Raw genomic sequence first — 17,682 nt, forward strand, 5'->3', positions numbered from 1 at the left:
CCAATTTTACGGAAATTTTCAGAATTTATTACCACGGTTTGAACCTAGATTTTTCTGCTGTTTCCTATATATGTGCGCTGCCGTTTCTTGTGTATTGCATGTTAAGTTTTTTTCCAAAACTGAAACCCAAACGGCTGATCCTGGATATCTATACCATTATTGTCCTGGTATTGTTCTTTGTGACAAGCTTTATCAATGTTAACATCTACCGGGAATGGGGCGATAAGATTTCTAAACGTGCCATCGATGCATTTTTTGCCTCACCTTCGGGTGCTGTAGCTTCGGCTGAGTCCACGCCGGTGTTTCTCCCCATCGTTGGGATGTTGATCGGTATATTCTGTGGTTATTTTCTGTACCGCTGGATGTTTAAAAAAGTCTCTTTTTTCAATATCAAATCTCCTGTTAGTAATTTTTTCAAACTGGCGATCGGAGTTTTTGTACTCTTCACCTTTATCCGTGGTGGTTATGGGAGAGCAACATTAAACCCCAGTAAAGCCTATTATTCCGAGGAAACATTTTATAATCATGCAGCGGTTAATACCCAATGGTCTTTTTTACGGGATTTCTTTGCCGAAAGTACCAAACTGAAAAACCCCTATAATTATTATGCGGATCAGAAGGATATTCAGGACAAGCTACGACCCGCCTTTCAAAGCCAACCTGATTCTGCTGTTGAGGTATTGTCAACGACTCGTCCGAATGTTGTTATTATCATGTTGGAAAGTTTTGTCGGCGATCTCATTCAGTCTCTTGGCGGGGAAAAGGGAATTACGCCACACATGGAAGAGTTGATTAAAGGCGGTATTTTGTTTGACCATATTTATTCTGCCGCCGATCGATCCGACAAAGGTATGGTAGCCGTGTTGAGCGGTTTTCCGGCACAAGGACCCGAGAGTATTATCAAGTATATCGACAAACATGAAAATATGCCTGCCATTGGACAGGAGTTGGATCATGCTGGTTACGAAACATCATTTTATCACGGCGGTCAGAGCGAGTTTTACAATTTTAAATCGTATATGCTGACGCATGGGATGTCTAGGGTGGTGGATAATGCCAATTTTGGATTGGATGCAGAACGTGCCTCATGGGGTGTATATGACCATGTGGTCTTTAATCAGATGATCAAGGATTTTAAAAAAGAAAAACAACCTTTCTTTTCGACGATCTTTACCTTAATTAATCACGAACCATTTGAGTTAAAACACGGCTATAAATTTGGCAATGCTACCAATGCGGATAAATTCCGAAGTACGGCAAACTATACGGATTCAGCTGTTTTTGATTTTATCAACAAAGCTAAAAAAGAAGCTTGGTATAAAAATACCCTTTTCGTAATTGTGGCTGATCATGGACATCGTCTTCCTTCAGAAAAATGGGAGCTATTTCACCCCAATCGCTTTCATATTCCACTGATCTTTTTCGGAGATGTGATCAAACCTGAATATCGTGGGAAAATATTCAATAGAATCGGCAATCAAACGGATTTGGCGGCAACTTTATTGACACAATTGAAGCTCCCTACAGATCGTTATCATTGGAGCCGGGATCTTTTTAATCCGACGACACCTCAAATTGCATTTTACAATTCGAAGGATGCCTTTGGTGTGATTACCCCACAACAGGCGGTTTCTTTCGATAATGTAGGACGGATTATTAATTATAGATCCAATAAAGAATATCCTGCTGGCAAAACAGACAGCTTATTGAATATCGGCAAAGCGTACTATCAAGACGTATATCGTGAATTTTTAAAATATTAGAGCTATGAAATTAAGAGGAGTATTTGCACCTTATTTTGCTGTCGCAATTCGTTTTATCTTTCTTTTGGTCATCTATGCGTTATTGCGATTGGGGTTTTATGGCGTCAATGCTTCCTTATTTCCTCATGTCGATGCAGGTAAGCTCTTGGTGATGTTTGCGGGTGGTGTACGATTCGACATTGTAGCCCTACTGTATTTTAATATTCTTTATATTGTGATGCTGACTGTTCCGGGTCCGTTTAAATCGAATAAAATCTATCAAAAAGTTGCAAAATGGATCTTTGTCGTGACCAATTCAATTGGTATAGCGTTAAATCTGATTGATTTTGCCTACTATCCATTTACCCTAAAAAGGACGACAGGAACAGTAATTGATCAATTTTCCAATGAATCCAACCTGATGAAGCTGGCTTTTGATTTCTGTTTGGATTATTGGTATCTCATCATACTGTTGGTACTGGTTGTGTATGGTTTGATTAAATCGTATAAACTTATTCAAATTGAAAGGACTACGAAATATAGCTGGAAGTCATTTTTGATCCAATTGCCTTTGTTTTTATTGACGGCCTTCCTTTTCATTGGTGGTGTGCGTGGCGGTTGGGCCCATAGTACCCGTCCCATTACATTGAGCAATGCGGGTGATTATGTGGAGACACCGGAAGAAATGAATATTGTGCTGAATACGCCATTCAGTATATTGAAAACTTTAAAGGCTGTCAATCTTAAACCCGCTCATTATTATTCCGAAACGGAGCTTGAACAGTTATACAATCCTATTCATGTGCCGCAATCAGACAAGCCCTTTGCGAAGAAAAATGTCGTTGTTCTGATTTTGGAGAGTTTTGCAAAAGAACATTTTGGTGAATTGAATAAAGATATCCAAGGTGGAAAATACAAAGGTTATACGCCTTTTTTGGATTCATTAATCCGCAATGCTTACACATTTACAGATACCTATGCTAATGGCCGTAAATCAATTGATGCTTTACCATCAGTCATTACCGGTATTCCTTCCATAGGAGAGCCTTTTGTACTTTCGATATATTCTGGAAATGAAACCACAAGCTTAGCGAAGCTTTTAGGGAAAAAGGGATATGAGACTGCTTTTTTTCACGGAGCACCCAATGGCAGCATGGGCTTCTCCGCTTATATGAAACTGGCGGGTATCCAGCATTATTTTGGTAAAAACGAATATAACAATGACGCTGACTTTGATGGTATATGGGGAATCTGGGACGAACCATTTTTGCAATTTGTAGCGAATAAGATCAATACGTTTCATCAGCCATTTTTCGCTAGTTTCTTCTCTTTATCTTCACATCACCCATTTAAGGTACCTGAAAAGTATCAGGGGAAATTTCCTAAAGGACCTTTGCCGGTACAGGAACCCATTGGATATACCGATAATGCACTGCGTGAATTTTTTGCAACAGCATCGAAAATGCCCTGGTACAAGAATACCGTATTTGTTATCTGTGCAGACCATGCTACTGTAAGCTACCTGCCCGAATATCAAACGGCAGCAGGGGGCTTCCAAATCCCTATTATATTTTATGCACCTGGTGATAATCTAGTTGGCAAAGCGGATAAATTGGTACAGCAAATAGATATTATGCCGACAGTGTTGAATTATCTGCACTATGATGAGCCTTATTTCGCATTTGGTTCAGATGCCTTCAAACCGGGTAAGGATAATTTTGTGCTTAATAATAACTCAGGGAGCTATAATCTCTATTATAAAGATTATATGATGTCTTATGATGGACTGAAAGTTACATCATTTTATGATCTTAAGAAGGACCGCTTGATGAAACAGGATCTGTTAAAACAACATCCAGCGGTATTGGATACCATGGAGACCAAGATGAAAGCTTTTATCCAGCAATATAACAATCGTATGATTGAAAACAAGCTGACCTATAAAAAATAACAGCCGGTTTTCTACCTGTTCAATTTAGCGCGAATGCTTCTATCGATAATAAACAAAACCAAATCATAGACGAGGTAGATCAGGGGTAAAGTGAAGATGACCAAGAGGATAAAACCGCGGGACTTTTCATCAAAGACTCCATTGACAAGATAGTTGGCCACACTGGACCAAAACCAAATAAAAAAGTAGAAAGAGCTTGGAATGATTAGATTCCCAAGTAGGAGTGCGTAGCGGTATTGGCCAGTTTTGTGTTTTAGATAAATACAGCGGATATGCAAGTATAGCAGGCATATTGACCCGATCAGGGCGAGCAGCTCTGGATGTATCCAAAGAATTGCTTTTGCTAACAAGGAGGTTTTCAGGCCGACTTCGATATGAAAACTTTCTTTCCTTTCTACCTGATCAATTCTCCAGTGAACAATGGAATCTGTCTGTAATTTAGCGGTTCCCAGATCTTGTGTAAGTACATCCATCTTCCCGTCGAGGTGCAGATACAGTTCAATCGGGCCAAAGGACGACCAGTATCTGGAAGGGAATAAGAGGTAGTCAATTTTGTATCTCGTCCGGATATCACGTCGGTCATAGCCCATATAAGCGCTGTATTGAACCTGAATACTGTTATCACCTTTGTGAAGCTTAGCGGTAAAATGAAATGCATCATTCAGCGAAATACGCTTCCATTCATCGCTGTCATAGCTGATTTCATAATAGCCATCCTTTAAACGTAAAAAGGGGAATTTTGAATCGGGTTGATCCATTTTTTTTCCTGCAATTTCGTTCTGATTGACAAGGATGCGATCCAATCCGTCCATATTTAAAGCGAGAAATACCAGTGGCAATTCGATAGCCTCTTCTGCATGGATGTTATAGACAATGCTGAAGTGACTGCGATAGTCCGAATTATAATCGGAAGTGTCTGCCAAAAGATGAATGTCAATACGCTCATTGGTGACTTTCAACTTTGCGGCAGGAACAAGCTGTCCTGTTATGCTATGGGGGCTCATTGGATTTGCCATGTTGGCAAACAATGTCATTACAGTGAGTAATAGATATACGGTTGTTAGTAGTATTTTATACTTCATTTGCTTGATATTGTCTGCTTAATATCAAGTTCCATATTTGTATGCCGACCTTTACATGATTGGGGCGGTTGTATATTAGGATATGCTTGATCTTTAACAAGATGAAAGTAAAAATTAAAAGGGAGAAATTAAAAAGGTGATTTATATTCGTCTATCTCCGATTCATATTTGTCAAGTATATTGTTTCTATTCCGATGTCAATAAAAACCTTCATGATTTAGCAGGTACCAACAGCAATGAAAACGAACTGACGGTTCTTTCTGGCCAATAATAGGAGCTATTTTTAGAAAGAAAAAGACCCATGCCGCAAAGCATAGGTCTTTTTCTTTTTATTTTTCCAATTTTATTGAGGTTTAAACACCCAACAATAAACGAGCTGGATCTTCCAATAATTGTTTTACACGAACCAAGAAGCTTACTGATTCACGACCATCGATGATGCGGTGATCATAAGAAAGTGCAATATACATCATCGGACGGATCACCACTTGGCCATTTTCAGCAATAGGACGTTGGATGATGTTGTGCATACCCAGGATTGCAGATTGTGGAGCGTTGATGATTGGTGTAGACATCATTGATCCGAATACACCACCGTTGGTAATTGTAAATGTACCACCAGTCATCTCGTCAATCGTTAATTTGTTGTCACGCGCTTTAACGGCAAGTGCAGCGATTGCTTTTTCGATTTGTTCCAATGACATTGCATCAGCATTACGGATAATCGGAACAACTAAACCTTTAGGGGCAGAAACCGCGATTGAAATATCTGCGAAATCAGAATAGACAATCTCGTTATCTTCGATACGTGCATTCACAGCAGGCCATTCAGCTAATGCCGTGGTTACAGCTTTTGTAAAGAATGACATGAAGCCAAGACCGATTCCAAATTTCTCTTTAAAGGTATCTTTATATTTAGTACGAAGATCCATGATCGGCTGCATATTGACTTCATTGAATGTTGTCAACATAGCCGTTTCGTTTTTAACGGCAACTAAGCGTTTTGCGATCGTTTTACGTAATGAAGATAATTTCTCACGACGTTCGTTTCTAGAACCCGCTACCGGAGCAACTGTCGCAGCAGGAGCAGCGGCAGGTTTTGCTGCTGGTGCAGCAGCTTTAGCAACAGGTTGAGCTTTTTCGGCATCTTCTTTTGTGATGCGACCTTCTTTACCTGTTCCTTTTATTGTAGAAGGATCAATTCCTTTTTCTCTTAAGATTTTTGCAGCAGCAGGAGAAGCTGTACCAGCAGCATAGCTATCTGGATCTTCATCTTTTGCAGCGGCAGCCGCAACTGGAGCTGCGTTTGATGCTTCTGCAGCAGGGGCAGCAGCTGGATCTGAACCACCGGCAGGAGCAGCGCCTTCTTCAATTGTACAAACAACAGCACCGATTTCTAAAGTATCACCTTCTTGTGCAATGATTCTTAAGATACCCGCTTTTTCAGCTGGTAATTCAAACGTTGCTTTGTCTGATTCCAGTTCGGCGATGTTTTCATCCATCTCCACATAATCGCCATCTTGTTTCAACCATTGTGATAAGGTTACCTCCGTGATTGATTCACCTACGGTTGGTACTTTAATTTCTAAGCTCATATATAATGTTCTTTATTGACAATTGCGTCCTATAGATTAAGACGCAATTGATTTTAAATTGTTTTTATTCGAATGATTTATTTAAGATCGCTGCTTGTTGTGCAACGTGTTGTTTCATGTAACCCGTAGCTGTACTACCACTTTCTTTACGGGCAACAAAACCTGTAAATGCAATCTCAGTACCCATTAGTTTACGGCAGTAGTAAGACCATGCTCCCATGTTCTCATTTTCTTCCTGAACCCAAACAAATTCTTTTGCCTTGTTGTATTTTTTACGGATTGCTTTCAATTGCTCTGTAGGAATTGGGAATAATTGCTCCAATCTCACGATAGCGATATCTTTGCGTTTGTCCGCTTCTTGTTTTTCTAATAAGTCGTAGTAAACTTTACCCGAACAGAACAACACGCGTTTAACGTCTTTCGCCGCAACATTTGCATCATCGATTACCTCTTGGAAAGCAGCTTCTGTAAAATCTTTCAACGGTGATACCACTTTAGGGTGGCGCAACAATGATTTTGGCGTAAATACAACCAATGGTTTACGGAACTCACGTACCAGTTGACGACGTAACAAGTGGAAATAGTTAGCCGGAGTAGTACAGTTTGCTAAGATCATATTCTCATCCGCACATAACTCTAAGAATCTTTCGATACGTGCTGAAGAGTGTTCAGGACCCTGACCTTCCATACCATGAGGAAGCATCATAACTAAACCGTTAGAACGTTTCCATTTTGTCTCTGCACTCGATAAATATTGATCGACGATGATTTGAGCACCGTTGTAGAAATCTCCGAATTGAGCTTCCCAGATTGTCAACGAATTTGGATTAGAAGATGCATAACCATATTCAAATCCCAAAACAGCATATTCTGAAAGTAACGAATTGTAGATAGAGAATTTATCGCCACCTTTAATATTGGCTAAAGGAACATATTTCTCTTCCGAATCTTCAAGCGTCAATACCGCATGACGGTGTGAGAAAGTACCACGTTGTACATCCTGACCCGAGATACGTACACGGTTACCTTGATCCAACAATGTCGCATAAGCCATCAATTCGCCCATTGCCCAATCGTATGAATCAGCACTGATCATTTTGGCACGATCTTCAAACAAACGTGTAATCTTACGGAAGAATTTTTTGTCCGAAGGTAAGGTTGTGATTTCTTTCGCTAATTTTAAGAATAGATCCTTTGCAACTTTCGTTTTATCCGAGGTTGTTAATACTTCACCTTTTTTAGCAGGACGCAATCCTTCCCATGCACCTTTAAACATCGGAATCTCTTCAGTCAATACCTCAACTGTTTTAGATTCCTCAAATTTAGTTTGCAATTCAGCTTTAAATTCCTTCTCGATATTTTTAGAATACGCCTCGTCAATACTTCCTTCAGTAATTAATTTTTTAGCATAAACTTCTTTCGGGTTCGGATGTTTCTCGATGATTTTATACAACAATGGTTGCGTGAATTTTGGTTCATCTGCCTCATTGTGTCCAAATCTTCTATAACATAACAGATCGATAAATACGTCTGTTTTATATTTTTGACGGTATTCAACAGCTAAATTAATCGCATAAACTACCGCTTCAGCGTCATCACCGTTCACATGGAACACGGGTGAAGAAGTGATTTTTGCAACGTCTGTACAGTATGTTCCAGAACGTGCATCCTTGTAGTTTGTTGTAAATCCAATCTGGTTGTTGATGACAATATGCACCGTACCGCCAGTTTTATAACCATCAAGTTTGGACATTTGGGTTACTTCGTAGACTACACCTTGTCCAGCAATTGCTGCGTCACCATGAATGATGATCGGTGCAATTTTAGAAGAGTCACCTTCGTATTTGAAATCGATCTTAGAACGAACCATACCTTCAACGATTGGATCTACAGTTTCCAAATGTGAAGGGTTCGGTGCCAAACTTAAGTGGACAGATTTGCCATCGTTTGTTTTAACCTCAGATGAAAAGCCCAAGTGGTATTTTACGTCACCACCAAAGTTTACTTCAGGATCATCTGCATAAGTCTTACCTTCAAATTCAGAGAATACTGATTTGTAAGATTTACCCATGATATTAGTCAATACATTCAGACGGCCACGGTGAGCCATACCGATAACAAATTCCTGGATACCGATTTCCGCACCTTTTTCAATGACAGAATCTAATGCTGGAATTAAACTTTCCGCACCTTCCAATGAGAAACGTTTTTGACCTAAAAATTTAGTGCCTAAAAAGTTTTCGAATACAACGGCGTGGTTTAATTTGTTTAAAATTCTCTTTTTTGTGTCCAAAGAGAATTTTGGCATGTTACGGTCCGCTTCCATACGGTCCTGTAACCATTTAATTTTTTCTGGGTTACGGATATATTTGAATTCTGCACCAATAGAACGGCAGTAAGTATCCTCCACCAATTGACGGATGTCTTTTAATGTCGCTGGACCTAAACCGACTTCAACACCTGCATTAAAAACGGTGTTCATGTCTGCTTCAGCAAGACCAAACGTTTCTAATTCCTTGCCAGGATAGTATTTACGTCTCTCACGAACGGGGTTAGTGTGTGTGAATAGGTGGCCACGGTCACGGTAGCCATTGATCATGTTCAGCACATTGATTTCTTTCAATACGTGCTCAGGAGTAGCTTCACCTACTGAACTTGTTGTTCCACCAGCATTTTGACCGAAATCAAAACCTTCAAAGAATTTTTGCCATCCGAAATCTACCGATTGGGGATCTTGCTTGTACGATTGATATAAGCCATCGACATAAGCCGAATCAGCATTACTCAAATATGTCAGATTGTCCATTTACAATTAAAACTATGAAATTTGTCAAAGTTATGAATAAAAAAAGAGTTTCTAATACTGAAATTGAATAATTTAATCAATAAATCTATCCAATTCTTAACATTTTTAGCATGATTTAAAAAGGGCTTCTAGCGTACTACAAATTTATTTTCTATTGGAATTATTTATTTCTGCCGAAGATTTATTTAACCAGTATTTCCTCCAGTTTTGGAAGTCCATTTGGGAAATGAGTTTTGATCAATTTTTGCCAATCCAGTGCTTTATTGTCTTTTTCACTTGTCCCAACTCCGGCAATATGAGACCACTGTCCGTAAACAGTTGCTGGAGAATAATCTAATAGATGCTCTTCATACCAGGAGGCGCCACGAAGCCAGTTTACCTGATACTCATGAACTAAATAGCTGGCTGCGATTAAGCGTGCCTGATAAGGGATATAGCCGGTCTTCTGTAACTGGACCATCACACTGTTTATAAAATCGTGTTCTGTATGGCCCGATTTCCATTTTTCAAATAATTCTTCATTCCCCTCTAAGTTCGGATGATTCTGATGGGAGCTGTTTTTAGTGCCCTGTGGCTTAAAAAATATATTTGGATATTTTTTAAGCATAAACCTAAAATAATCGCGCCAGAGAAGAATGTCGACAATCTTTTCAAATCGTTTGTCCTTCTTACCTTCACCAAGTTTTTTGATATTGTTATAGAGTAAAATAGGTGACAAGGCACCTGAAGCTATAAAAGGCCCTAGAATCAAGGGGTCCTGGTCCGTTTCCGGATAGGTTGACAATACCGCATGCATAATACTAAGCGCCGTGTCTTCGCCACCGAGAATATAGATGTCATCAACAGATTTGATCTCCTCCTCTGAATAGCCTAAATCTTTTAATGACGGAATTTTGGTGTCCTCGAGATGGGGAGGGGTAAGGAAATTGGTCGGAAATGGGATTGGTTGTCGAACTAGACTTTCCCGCTCAACTTTTTTCTTGAAAATAGAAAAACCATTGGGTATATCTTTAATAGGGAAAGGAAGGTCTTCCTTGTGGTAAAGGGTATGGCCAATGAAATGACGCAAATTTATTTTACTGCTCCAAAGCTCACTTTCTACTTTTTCCGATATAGAAGTTTCCCGAAGTGCCACTTCGCGGTGATGATAAACTTCGTTGACTTGGTATTTTTGTGCTATTCTTGGAATAATATCTTCAGGCTTGCCAATATAAGTCAATAAATCGCTACCATGGCTCTTTAATTTTTCTTTTAAAGCGGTCACGGCTTCGATGACAAAAGCCGCCCGTAAAACACCGGTATTTAAGGTGCCAAATTGATTGCGGTCGAAATATCGGGGATCAAAACAGTATACCGGGATGATAAATGAACTTTTTTCAGAAGCTTGATAAAAGACTTCATTGTCATGAAGTCTTAAATCATTTCTAAACCAGATCATTGTAGCCCTTTTGTCCATAGAGGTGAAGATAAATACTTTTTAGTGCAGCCTATTTTCAGAAGATTTACAAATATATAAGGATATTGTGTTCTTGAAAGTATTTATGCGCGAATTGACAAAAAAAGGACAATGACGGTACTTGTTTGGATGGTTTACTCCATTTTGGTTAGGAAAAAATAAAAATAGTGTTAAACTTATTTGATGTTTCTCTGTTCTAAAATCAAAGAATTATGATATTTGTAGGTCATTGCCGTTGCTCTTGAGACGATCGGAGTAACATATTAAAAGCGTAAGAAAAACATGGAAAAGATAGCTGCATCACCAATGAAACCATCCTAGGGATTTTGTTCGTTTAAGAGATTGAAAGGGTAATACATAAATACAGCGTACTAGGAAGAAACGATCCTATTTAATGGCTCACGATTGTGAGAACGAATCATTAAATCGTGGTGGTTTCATTGCCATAAAAATAGAGAATTCGAATGAAAAAGGTTTTAATCAGTGGGCTAAATACCTATTTGGGACGACGGGCATCCTGTTATTTGCAATCCAGCGATTTTGATGTGACGGGATTAGTGCGCAACTTATCCCTTTTTAATAAAATAGTGAAGGAAAAGGTGACGGCAAAGCTTTTTGAATTGGATCTGCTGCGGAAAGGGGAAGCTTTCGAGCGTTTTCAAATTACTGATCTCAATTTTGGGATTTATTTTACACAGGTTCCTTCACTTGATAATGATATACAGCTTCAGCTTGAATTGCTTGGTCTGCGCAATTTCGTGGAAATTTGTAAACGTGCCGGAAATAATCGTGTCATTTATGTCGCAAGGCTAATGGATGAACATTTCTTGGAGCCTGTACGTGACCTGCTGGAGAACTTACGTGTCCAATATACCATTGTGATTAAAAGTAGTGTGATCGGGAAAGAGAGTGTTTTAAACCGGATATTTGCGAAACTCGCCAAACGGCAGACCATATTTTATTGGAACTGGGTGGCTTCACTGAAGTTTCGGCCGCTGCCTTTGCTTGATGTATACCGCTGGCTACGGGAAATGCCTTGGGAAAATAATTTTATATCAGAAATTATTTACCTCGGCGGCAATGAAGAAATGACATTTAGGGGCTTATTTTACCATTTCCTCAAGTGCACTTCCGAGAGTCAAAAGAGAGAAATAAGCGTCAATAAATTCTTTGCTAAACTCTTGCTGACAAGGTTGAATGATATCAATAAAGAAGATATCGACGAATTTAGAAGAGTACTTTATTATGAGAAAAATGTAGATAATTCAACTTGGCAGCGGGTACAGGCATTTGAATTTACTCCTTTGAAATCCTATGTCTGCATGGATACCTAGGTAATGGTTGAGGTTGTTATACCGATGATAGGAGAGGCAGATCGAAGATCGCTAAAGGTTTTTTCTTTATATCCTGTTTAATAAATTATTCTGTTAAATTTGTGGATTAACGTGTTGAAGCAGATTTAATATATGGGATACAATAGTTTAGAAGCATGTGTTGCGGATCTTGAAAAACATGGTCATTTAATCCGGATCAAAGAAGAGGTCGATCCTTATCTGGAAATGGCTGCAATTCATATGCGGGTATTTGATGCTGAAGGACCAGCATTGTATTTTGAAAATATCAAAGGTTCGGAGTTTCCAGCTGTGTCTAATTTATTTGGAACGCTGGATCGTTCGAAGTTTATGTTTCGGGATTCGTTAGATCACCTGAAAAAATTGGTGGATGTTAAGATGAATCCTGCCGCAGTGCTGAAAAATCCCTTTCAATATATTGGTTCATCGATGACCGCCCTCGGAGCTTTACCCTGGAAAAAGAAGTCGGGGGCTCCCATACTTCACGGAAAAACATCAATTAGTAAACTTCCGCAGATTGTCAACTGGCCAATGGACGGTGGCGCTTTTGTGACGATGCCGCAGGTGTATACCGAAGATGTTGCCAAACCTGGTATTATGCAGGCTAATTTGGGGATGTACCGGATTCAGCTTTCCGGGAATGATTATCTGCCCGATCAGGAGATTGGTTTACATTATCAATTGCATCGTGGTATAGGAGTTCATCAAACTAAGGCAAATGCGCTCGGTAAACCTCTAAAGGTTAGCATTTTTGTCGGCGGACCTCCAGCCCATCCCTTGTCTGCAGTAATGCCGCTGCCGGAAGGACTCTCTGAGATGATCTTTGCCGGAGCATTGGGAAATAGAAGATTTCGCTATTTTTATGATGATGAAGGCTTTTGTATCTCTGCGGATGCGGACTTCGTTATTACAGGTACCGTTTATCCCAACGAAAATAAACCAGAAGGTCCTTTTGGGGACCATATCGGCTATTATAGCTTAACTCATCCGTTTCCTTTGATGAAGGTGCATAATGTGTACCACAAGAAAAATCCAATTTGGTCTTTTACAGTTGTGGGACGACCGCCGCAGGAAGATACTAGTTTTGGTGCTTTAATCCACGAAATTACGGGTGCTGCTATTCCAAAGGAGATTTCAGGTCTCCATGCAGTTAATGCTGTTGATGCCGCTGGTGTACATCCCTTGCTTTTTGCAATAGGGTCTGAACGATATACGCCTTATCAGCGTGTCGATCGACCGCAGGAAATTTTAACAATAGCCAATCAGATACTGGGTAAAAATCAGCTCAGCCTTGCTAAATATTTGTTTATTTCAGCACATGAAGATAATCCGCAATTGGATATTTACGATATTCCGGCTTTTTTGGGGCATATCCTTGAACGCATAGACCTCACTCGAGATGTTCATTTTCAGACCAATACGACTATTGATACCTTGGATTATTCCGGAGATGGATTAAATGCGGGTTCAAAGGTGGTTTTTGCTGCCGCTGGTACAAAGAAAAGAACATTGGGTCGTGAATTGCCTGCCAATTTTGAGCTGCCACGACCTTTCAATCAGGCAAAATTTGTCATACCTGGTGTTATTGCGATAGATGGACAGGCATTCTCCACATACGAGCATGAATCGGAAATTATGGCGGAATGGTGCCGCGCTGCCGCTGCAAGCTCCTTGGAAGGTTTTCCATTGATCGTTTTATGTGATGACGCCAATTTTACCGCTGCTACTGTCAATAACTTTGTTTGGACAACGTTTACCAGAAGTAACCCTGCGTATGATATTTATGGAATAAATAGTTTTACAGCATTTAAACATTGGGGTTGTGAAGGTCCCCTGATTATTGATGCGCGAACAAAACCCCACCATGCCCCGGCTTTGATTAAAGATGAAGCGGTGGAAAGACGTGTGGATCAGCTTGCTGCAAAGGGAGGTTCGCTGCATGGAGTTATTTAAGAGCGCTTAATGCCTGTTCATTCAGGTTTATGGTTGAGAAATTAAATTAGAATAGATTTTAAAAGGTATAACATCAAGATGAATACAGCAGAATTATTGATTAAATCAAAAGGAAGCGAATTACAGTTTCAGGAAGTATTGGCTCATATTGCCGATCATTACAGCTATAGTCCCAGTGCATTTCAGAATGGGACGTTGAAAAATTCGAAAGAAGAAAATCAAGGCAGTGCAAAAGTTTTCTATTTTGCACAGTTGAATGGTCTTTCGCAGGAGGATACTTTGCGTCTTTTTGCCGAGCATTATCAGAATGTACTCGATAATCCTGAGGGAGAGGGACATCAGAACATTCGTCAATTTAGGACAAATGGCTGGGATGGGATCCTGTTTGAGCAAGAGGTATTGGTAAAGAAATAATACGTTCAGCTTTAGGGGTAGCTTACGGTGGAATAGAGATGCACTTCCTCTAGCGATAGTTTCGATTGAGATCGCATAAAATAGGTAGAAGTCAACGAAAATAGAAAGGGCGGTAAACTGTTGTTACCGCCCTTTTTTGCCAAATAGATTACTGATTGTTTCGCTGGCTTAAGGCTTACTTTCGCAATCTTCTTCTTTATTTCCGCCAAAATAAACCATCCAGCAAATGCCAAATTGATCCTGAAAAGCGCTGTATAGTTCGGCAAAGAATGTTTCGCCGAGCGGCATTTCAACAGCCTTTGCATTGGTACTCAGTGCATCGTACAATGTTTTTGCTTCTGTGGTGCTTTCACACATCAGCATGACGTAGCTGTTGTTTCCTTGAATGTATTGTTGACCAAAAGCAGGAATGACATCAGCACCCATCAGCATGCTGTCTCCATTGATCGAAATTGCTGTATGACAGATTTTGTTTTTTGCTTCGTCTGGAACAGGTGGCATTTGTGGATCAGCAGGGATATCTCCATAGCGCATGTAGCCGGGATTTTTTGTGTTGAAGACTGTTTCATAAAAATTGAATGCTTCTTCACAGTTTCCGTTGAAATTTAGATAAGCGTGTAATTTTGCCATGATTTCTAATTTTTGAATATAATGATTACTTCTTTTAGTTCTTTTTCTCACTGTATTATTCCCATGGGACTACAATAAATAGCGTGGGAGTACATTCATAAAATTAAACTGAAGTTTTCTTAAAAATCTTGCCTTAAGGCAAGATTTAAAAATTAGTCCTTTATTCATTAAAAAGGACTAATTTCCATGGACAATTTCTTTTCGAATACGGCTTAGGGAAGTGTCGGTAATACCCAAATAAGATGCGATATGTTTTAAGGGGGCTTGCTGTATCAATATTGGTTTTTCCTTAATCAGGCGTAGATAACGGGCAGTAGCAGGTTCTGTAATCATGGCAATAGCTCTATTTTTACTGTGAACAAGTTCTTTAGCCATCCAGGAACGCCCCCATTCCCTAAATTCAGGAATCTGATGAAAGAGTTCCTGAAAATCTTCAAATTTTATTTTCCAGAGACGGGTTTCCATGAGCGCCTGAATATTTTCCACCGTTGGATTTCGTTGAAAAAAAGAAGCCACTTCAATGACAACATCATTGTCACTGCAGAAGCCGATGGTAACTTCATTGCCTTCATAATCATGTAAAAAGGAGCGTGTAAGTCCGTACTCAATCAAGTAGTAAGCATTTGAAACCTGTCCTTTGGTCAATATAAAATCGCCCTTTTTGACGGTTATGGCTTCGTGTTTCTCCGTGATGGCCGTTAATTCCTGTGGTGTGAGCGCAAGCTCACTATAGAAGGTTCTAATTAGATCCATGTCCTGGTTATTTGATTACGACGTTAATTTAACGATAAATCCGCAGATCAATTGTTAATCTATTGTGTGATTATTGTAAATAAATAAGTGTTTCGTTGATAATTTCGCTTGTTTTGAAAGTTATTTTTAATAAAAACATAATAAAAATTAAAAAAAATTATGAATTTAATTTTTAATTGTTTTACTTTGTGTCAATAACATAATGTAAAAACGAAATATTTAAAATTTTCATAATATGTGTGGAATTATTGGCGCTTTTGAATTAAAGCAACCTGCAAGCTCATTGAGATCTCAAGTATTAGAAATGTCAAAACGTATTCGTCACCGTGGTCCCGATTGGTCGGGTATATTCACTGGAGAGAAAGCCTTGTTGGCACACGAGAGATTAGCTATCGTTGATCCCAAATCGGGAAGTCAACCTTTGTACAGTCCGGATGGTAAAGTTGTACTAGCAGTTAATGGCGAGATCTATAACCACCATGAATTAAGAAATAGCCTTCCTGATTATGAGTTTTCTACACAAAGTGACTCTGAAGTTGTTTTGGCTTTATATTTAGCAAAAGGTCCCTCATTTGTGGATGAATTAAATGGTATTTTTGGATTTGCACTATATGATTCGCGTGATGATTCCTTTTTTGTCGCACGTGACCATATGGGCATTATCCCCTTATATTATGGTGAAGATGAACAGGGACAGTTGTTTGTTGCATCTGAATTAAAATCACTGGAAGGTTTCTGTACGACGATTGAACAATTTCCTCCAGGACATTACTTGTATAGCAAAGCTGGGAAAGCTCCGCAGCGCTGGTACCAACGTGATTGGGAAAGTTACGATGTCGTAAAAGACAACGAGACCGATATTGCTGTTTTGCGCAAAGCTTTGGAAGATGCGGTACATCGTCAATTGATGTCAGATGTACCTTACGGTGTACTGCTGTCTGGTGGATTGGATTCATCCGTTATTGCCGCGGTAACGAAGAAGTTTGCATCCAAACGTATTGAAAGTGACGATAAAGAAGATGCTTGGTATCCTCAATTGCATTCATTTGCGGTGGGACTGAAGGGTGCACCGGATCTAATTGCAGCACAAAAAGCTGCAGATCATATCGGAACGATACACCACGAGATCAACTTTACAATCCAAGAAGGATTGGATGCTATTCGTGATGTGATCTATCACCTGGAAACTTATGACGTCACAACGGTACGTGCTTCTACACCAATGTACTTATTAGCTCGTGTAATCAAATCAATGGGCATCAAAATGGTGTTGTCGGGTGAAGGTTCAGACGAGCTTTTTGGCGGGTATCTTTATTTTCATAAAGCACCTAATGCGCAGGAATTTCATGAGGAAACTGTACGCAAGCTGAAAAAGCTTTATCTATACGATTGTCTGCGGGCAAATAAGTCACTTGCGGCCTGGGGAGTAGAAGGACGTGTACCTTTCCTAGATAAAGAATTTATGGATATTGCCATGCGTATCAATCCTTCCGATAAAATGATTCGCGAAGGAAGAATGGAGAAATGGGTTGTACGTAAGGCATTTGAAGACTACTTGCCGGAGAGCATCGCATGGCGCCAGAAAGAGCAATTTTCTGATGGTGTAGGCTATAGCTGGATCGATACCTTGAAAGAGCAGGCTGAAAATAAAGTTTCTGATCAGGAATTTGCAGAGGCTTCAACGCGCTTCCCGATAAACACACCGAAAAATAAGGAAGAGTTTTTATATCGGACAATTTTCGAGTCCCATTTTCCTTCAACAGCGGCGGCACAAACTGTTCCTTCGGTAAAATCTGTCGCATGCAGTACACCAGAGGCCTTGGCTTGGGATGCTTCTTTCCAGAATCTGAATGATCCATCTGGAAGAGCTGTGGCCTCAGTTCACCAAGAGAGCTATGAAAAATCCAAAGTGGAAGCAGTGTAACTAATCAACCCTCATATCTATATT

The 17,682-nt window shown here is 39.7% G+C and carries 12 protein-coding genes; 6 read left to right on the forward strand and 6 right to left on the reverse strand.

Features of this window, described 5'->3' with window-relative positions:
* The first annotated feature begins 98 nt into the window (after positions 1 to 98).
* Together M2419_RS20400 and M2419_RS20405 are read left to right on the forward strand one after the other, a co-directional pair.
* Entirely contained in the window at positions 99 to 1,763 is a 1,665-nt protein-coding gene (locus tag M2419_RS20400) for an LTA synthase family protein (protein ID WP_227550232.1), read from the forward strand.
* Between the two features lie 4 nt (positions 1,764 to 1,767).
* Positions 1,768 to 3,693, forward strand: a complete 1,926-nt coding sequence (locus M2419_RS20405) for an LTA synthase family protein (protein ID WP_153846798.1) — start codon at positions 1,768 to 1,770, stop codon at positions 3,691 to 3,693.
* Between the two features lie 11 nt (positions 3,694 to 3,704).
* Here M2419_RS20405 and M2419_RS20410 read toward each other — a convergent pair whose 3' ends face one another.
* The 4 genes from M2419_RS20410 to M2419_RS20425 form a co-directional block, all read right to left on the reverse strand.
* On the reverse strand, positions 3,705 to 4,775 hold the full coding sequence (locus tag M2419_RS20410) for a hypothetical protein (RefSeq protein WP_153846799.1): 1,071 nt from the start codon (positions 4,773 to 4,775) through the stop codon (positions 3,705 to 3,707).
* A gap of 353 nt (positions 4,776 to 5,128) precedes the next feature.
* On the reverse strand, positions 5,129 to 6,370 hold the full coding sequence (gene odhB / locus M2419_RS20415; protein WP_153846800.1) for a 2-oxoglutarate dehydrogenase complex dihydrolipoyllysine-residue succinyltransferase: 1,242 nt from the start codon (positions 6,368 to 6,370) through the stop codon (positions 5,129 to 5,131).
* Between the two features lie 64 nt (positions 6,371 to 6,434).
* A complete protein-coding gene (locus M2419_RS20420) occupies positions 6,435 to 9,176 on the reverse strand; it encodes a 2-oxoglutarate dehydrogenase E1 component (protein ID WP_153846801.1) in 2,742 nt (913 codons plus the stop codon).
* A gap of 181 nt (positions 9,177 to 9,357) precedes the next feature.
* On the reverse strand, positions 9,358 to 10,614 hold the full coding sequence (locus tag M2419_RS20425) for a deoxyribodipyrimidine photo-lyase (RefSeq protein WP_227550233.1): 1,257 nt from the start codon (positions 10,612 to 10,614) through the stop codon (positions 9,358 to 9,360).
* Between the two features lie 482 nt (positions 10,615 to 11,096).
* Between M2419_RS20425 and M2419_RS20430 the strand changes: the two genes are divergently transcribed.
* The 3 genes from M2419_RS20430 to M2419_RS20440 all read left to right on the forward strand — a co-directional run bounded on the left by M2419_RS20430 (position 11,097) and on the right by M2419_RS20440 (position 14,351).
* Positions 11,097 to 11,966 carry an NAD(P)-dependent oxidoreductase gene (locus M2419_RS20430; protein ID WP_153846803.1) on the forward strand — a complete coding sequence of 290 codons (870 nt, stop codon included), beginning with the start codon at positions 11,097 to 11,099 and terminating at the stop codon, positions 11,964 to 11,966.
* A gap of 132 nt (positions 11,967 to 12,098) precedes the next feature.
* A complete protein-coding gene (locus tag M2419_RS20435) occupies positions 12,099 to 13,937 on the forward strand; it encodes a UbiD family decarboxylase (protein ID WP_153846804.1) in 1,839 nt (612 codons plus the stop codon).
* Positions 13,938 to 14,015: 78 nt separating this feature from the next.
* Positions 14,016 to 14,351 (forward strand): HopJ type III effector protein, encoded by a 336-nt coding sequence (locus M2419_RS20440; RefSeq protein WP_075994097.1) that lies wholly within the window; start codon positions 14,016 to 14,018, stop codon positions 14,349 to 14,351.
* Between the two features lie 168 nt (positions 14,352 to 14,519).
* Here the strand turns inward: M2419_RS20440 and M2419_RS20445 are convergent, their stop codons facing one another.
* Positions 14,520 to 14,981, reverse strand: a complete 462-nt coding sequence (locus M2419_RS20445; protein WP_153846805.1) for a VOC family protein — start codon at positions 14,979 to 14,981, stop codon at positions 14,520 to 14,522.
* A gap of 177 nt (positions 14,982 to 15,158) precedes the next feature.
* Positions 15,159 to 15,734 (reverse strand): Crp/Fnr family transcriptional regulator, encoded by a 576-nt coding sequence (locus M2419_RS20450; RefSeq protein WP_075994096.1) that lies wholly within the window; start codon positions 15,732 to 15,734, stop codon positions 15,159 to 15,161.
* A gap of 235 nt (positions 15,735 to 15,969) precedes the next feature.
* On the opposite strand from M2419_RS20450, the gene asnB reads away from it, so the two are divergent.
* Entirely contained in the window at positions 15,970 to 17,658 is a 1,689-nt protein-coding gene (gene asnB / locus M2419_RS20455; protein ID WP_153846806.1) for an asparagine synthase B, read from the forward strand.
* The last annotated feature ends 24 nt before the right edge of the window (positions 17,659 to 17,682 follow it).

The sequence above is a fragment of the Sphingobacterium sp. BIGb0116 genome (assembly GCF_024808035.1).
GTDB classification, from domain to species: domain Bacteria; phylum Bacteroidota; class Bacteroidia; order Sphingobacteriales; family Sphingobacteriaceae; genus Sphingobacterium; species Sphingobacterium paramultivorum.

Bases quoted from the DNA above. Each gene is read 5' to 3' on its own strand.
- M2419_RS20400 (WP_227550232.1), top strand. From the start codon at position 99: ATGTTAAGTTTTTTTCCAAAACTGAAACCCAAACGGCTGATCCTGGAT.
- M2419_RS20405 (WP_153846798.1), top strand. From the start codon at position 1,768: ATGAAATTAAGAGGAGTATTTGCACCTTATTTTGCTGTCGCAATTCGT.
- M2419_RS20410 (WP_153846799.1), bottom strand. From the start codon at position 4,775: ATGAAGTATAAAATACTACTAACAACCGTATATCTATTACTCACTGTA.
- odhB (WP_153846800.1), bottom strand. From the start codon at position 6,370: ATGAGCTTAGAAATTAAAGTACCAACCGTAGGTGAATCAATCACGGAG.
- M2419_RS20420 (WP_153846801.1), bottom strand. From the start codon at position 9,176: ATGGACAATCTGACATATTTGAGTAATGCTGATTCGGCTTATGTCGAT.
- M2419_RS20425 (WP_227550233.1), bottom strand. From the start codon at position 10,614: ATGATCTGGTTTAGAAATGATTTAAGACTTCATGACAATGAAGTCTTT.
- M2419_RS20430 (WP_153846803.1), top strand. From the start codon at position 11,097: ATGAAAAAGGTTTTAATCAGTGGGCTAAATACCTATTTGGGACGACGG.
- M2419_RS20435 (WP_153846804.1), top strand. From the start codon at position 12,099: ATGGGATACAATAGTTTAGAAGCATGTGTTGCGGATCTTGAAAAACAT.
- M2419_RS20440 (WP_075994097.1), top strand. From the start codon at position 14,016: ATGAATACAGCAGAATTATTGATTAAATCAAAAGGAAGCGAATTACAG.
- M2419_RS20445 (WP_153846805.1), bottom strand. From the start codon at position 14,981: ATGGCAAAATTACACGCTTATCTAAATTTCAACGGAAACTGTGAAGAA.
- M2419_RS20450 (WP_075994096.1), bottom strand. From the start codon at position 15,734: ATGGATCTAATTAGAACCTTCTATAGTGAGCTTGCGCTCACACCACAG.
- asnB (WP_153846806.1), top strand. From the start codon at position 15,970: ATGTGTGGAATTATTGGCGCTTTTGAATTAAAGCAACCTGCAAGCTCA.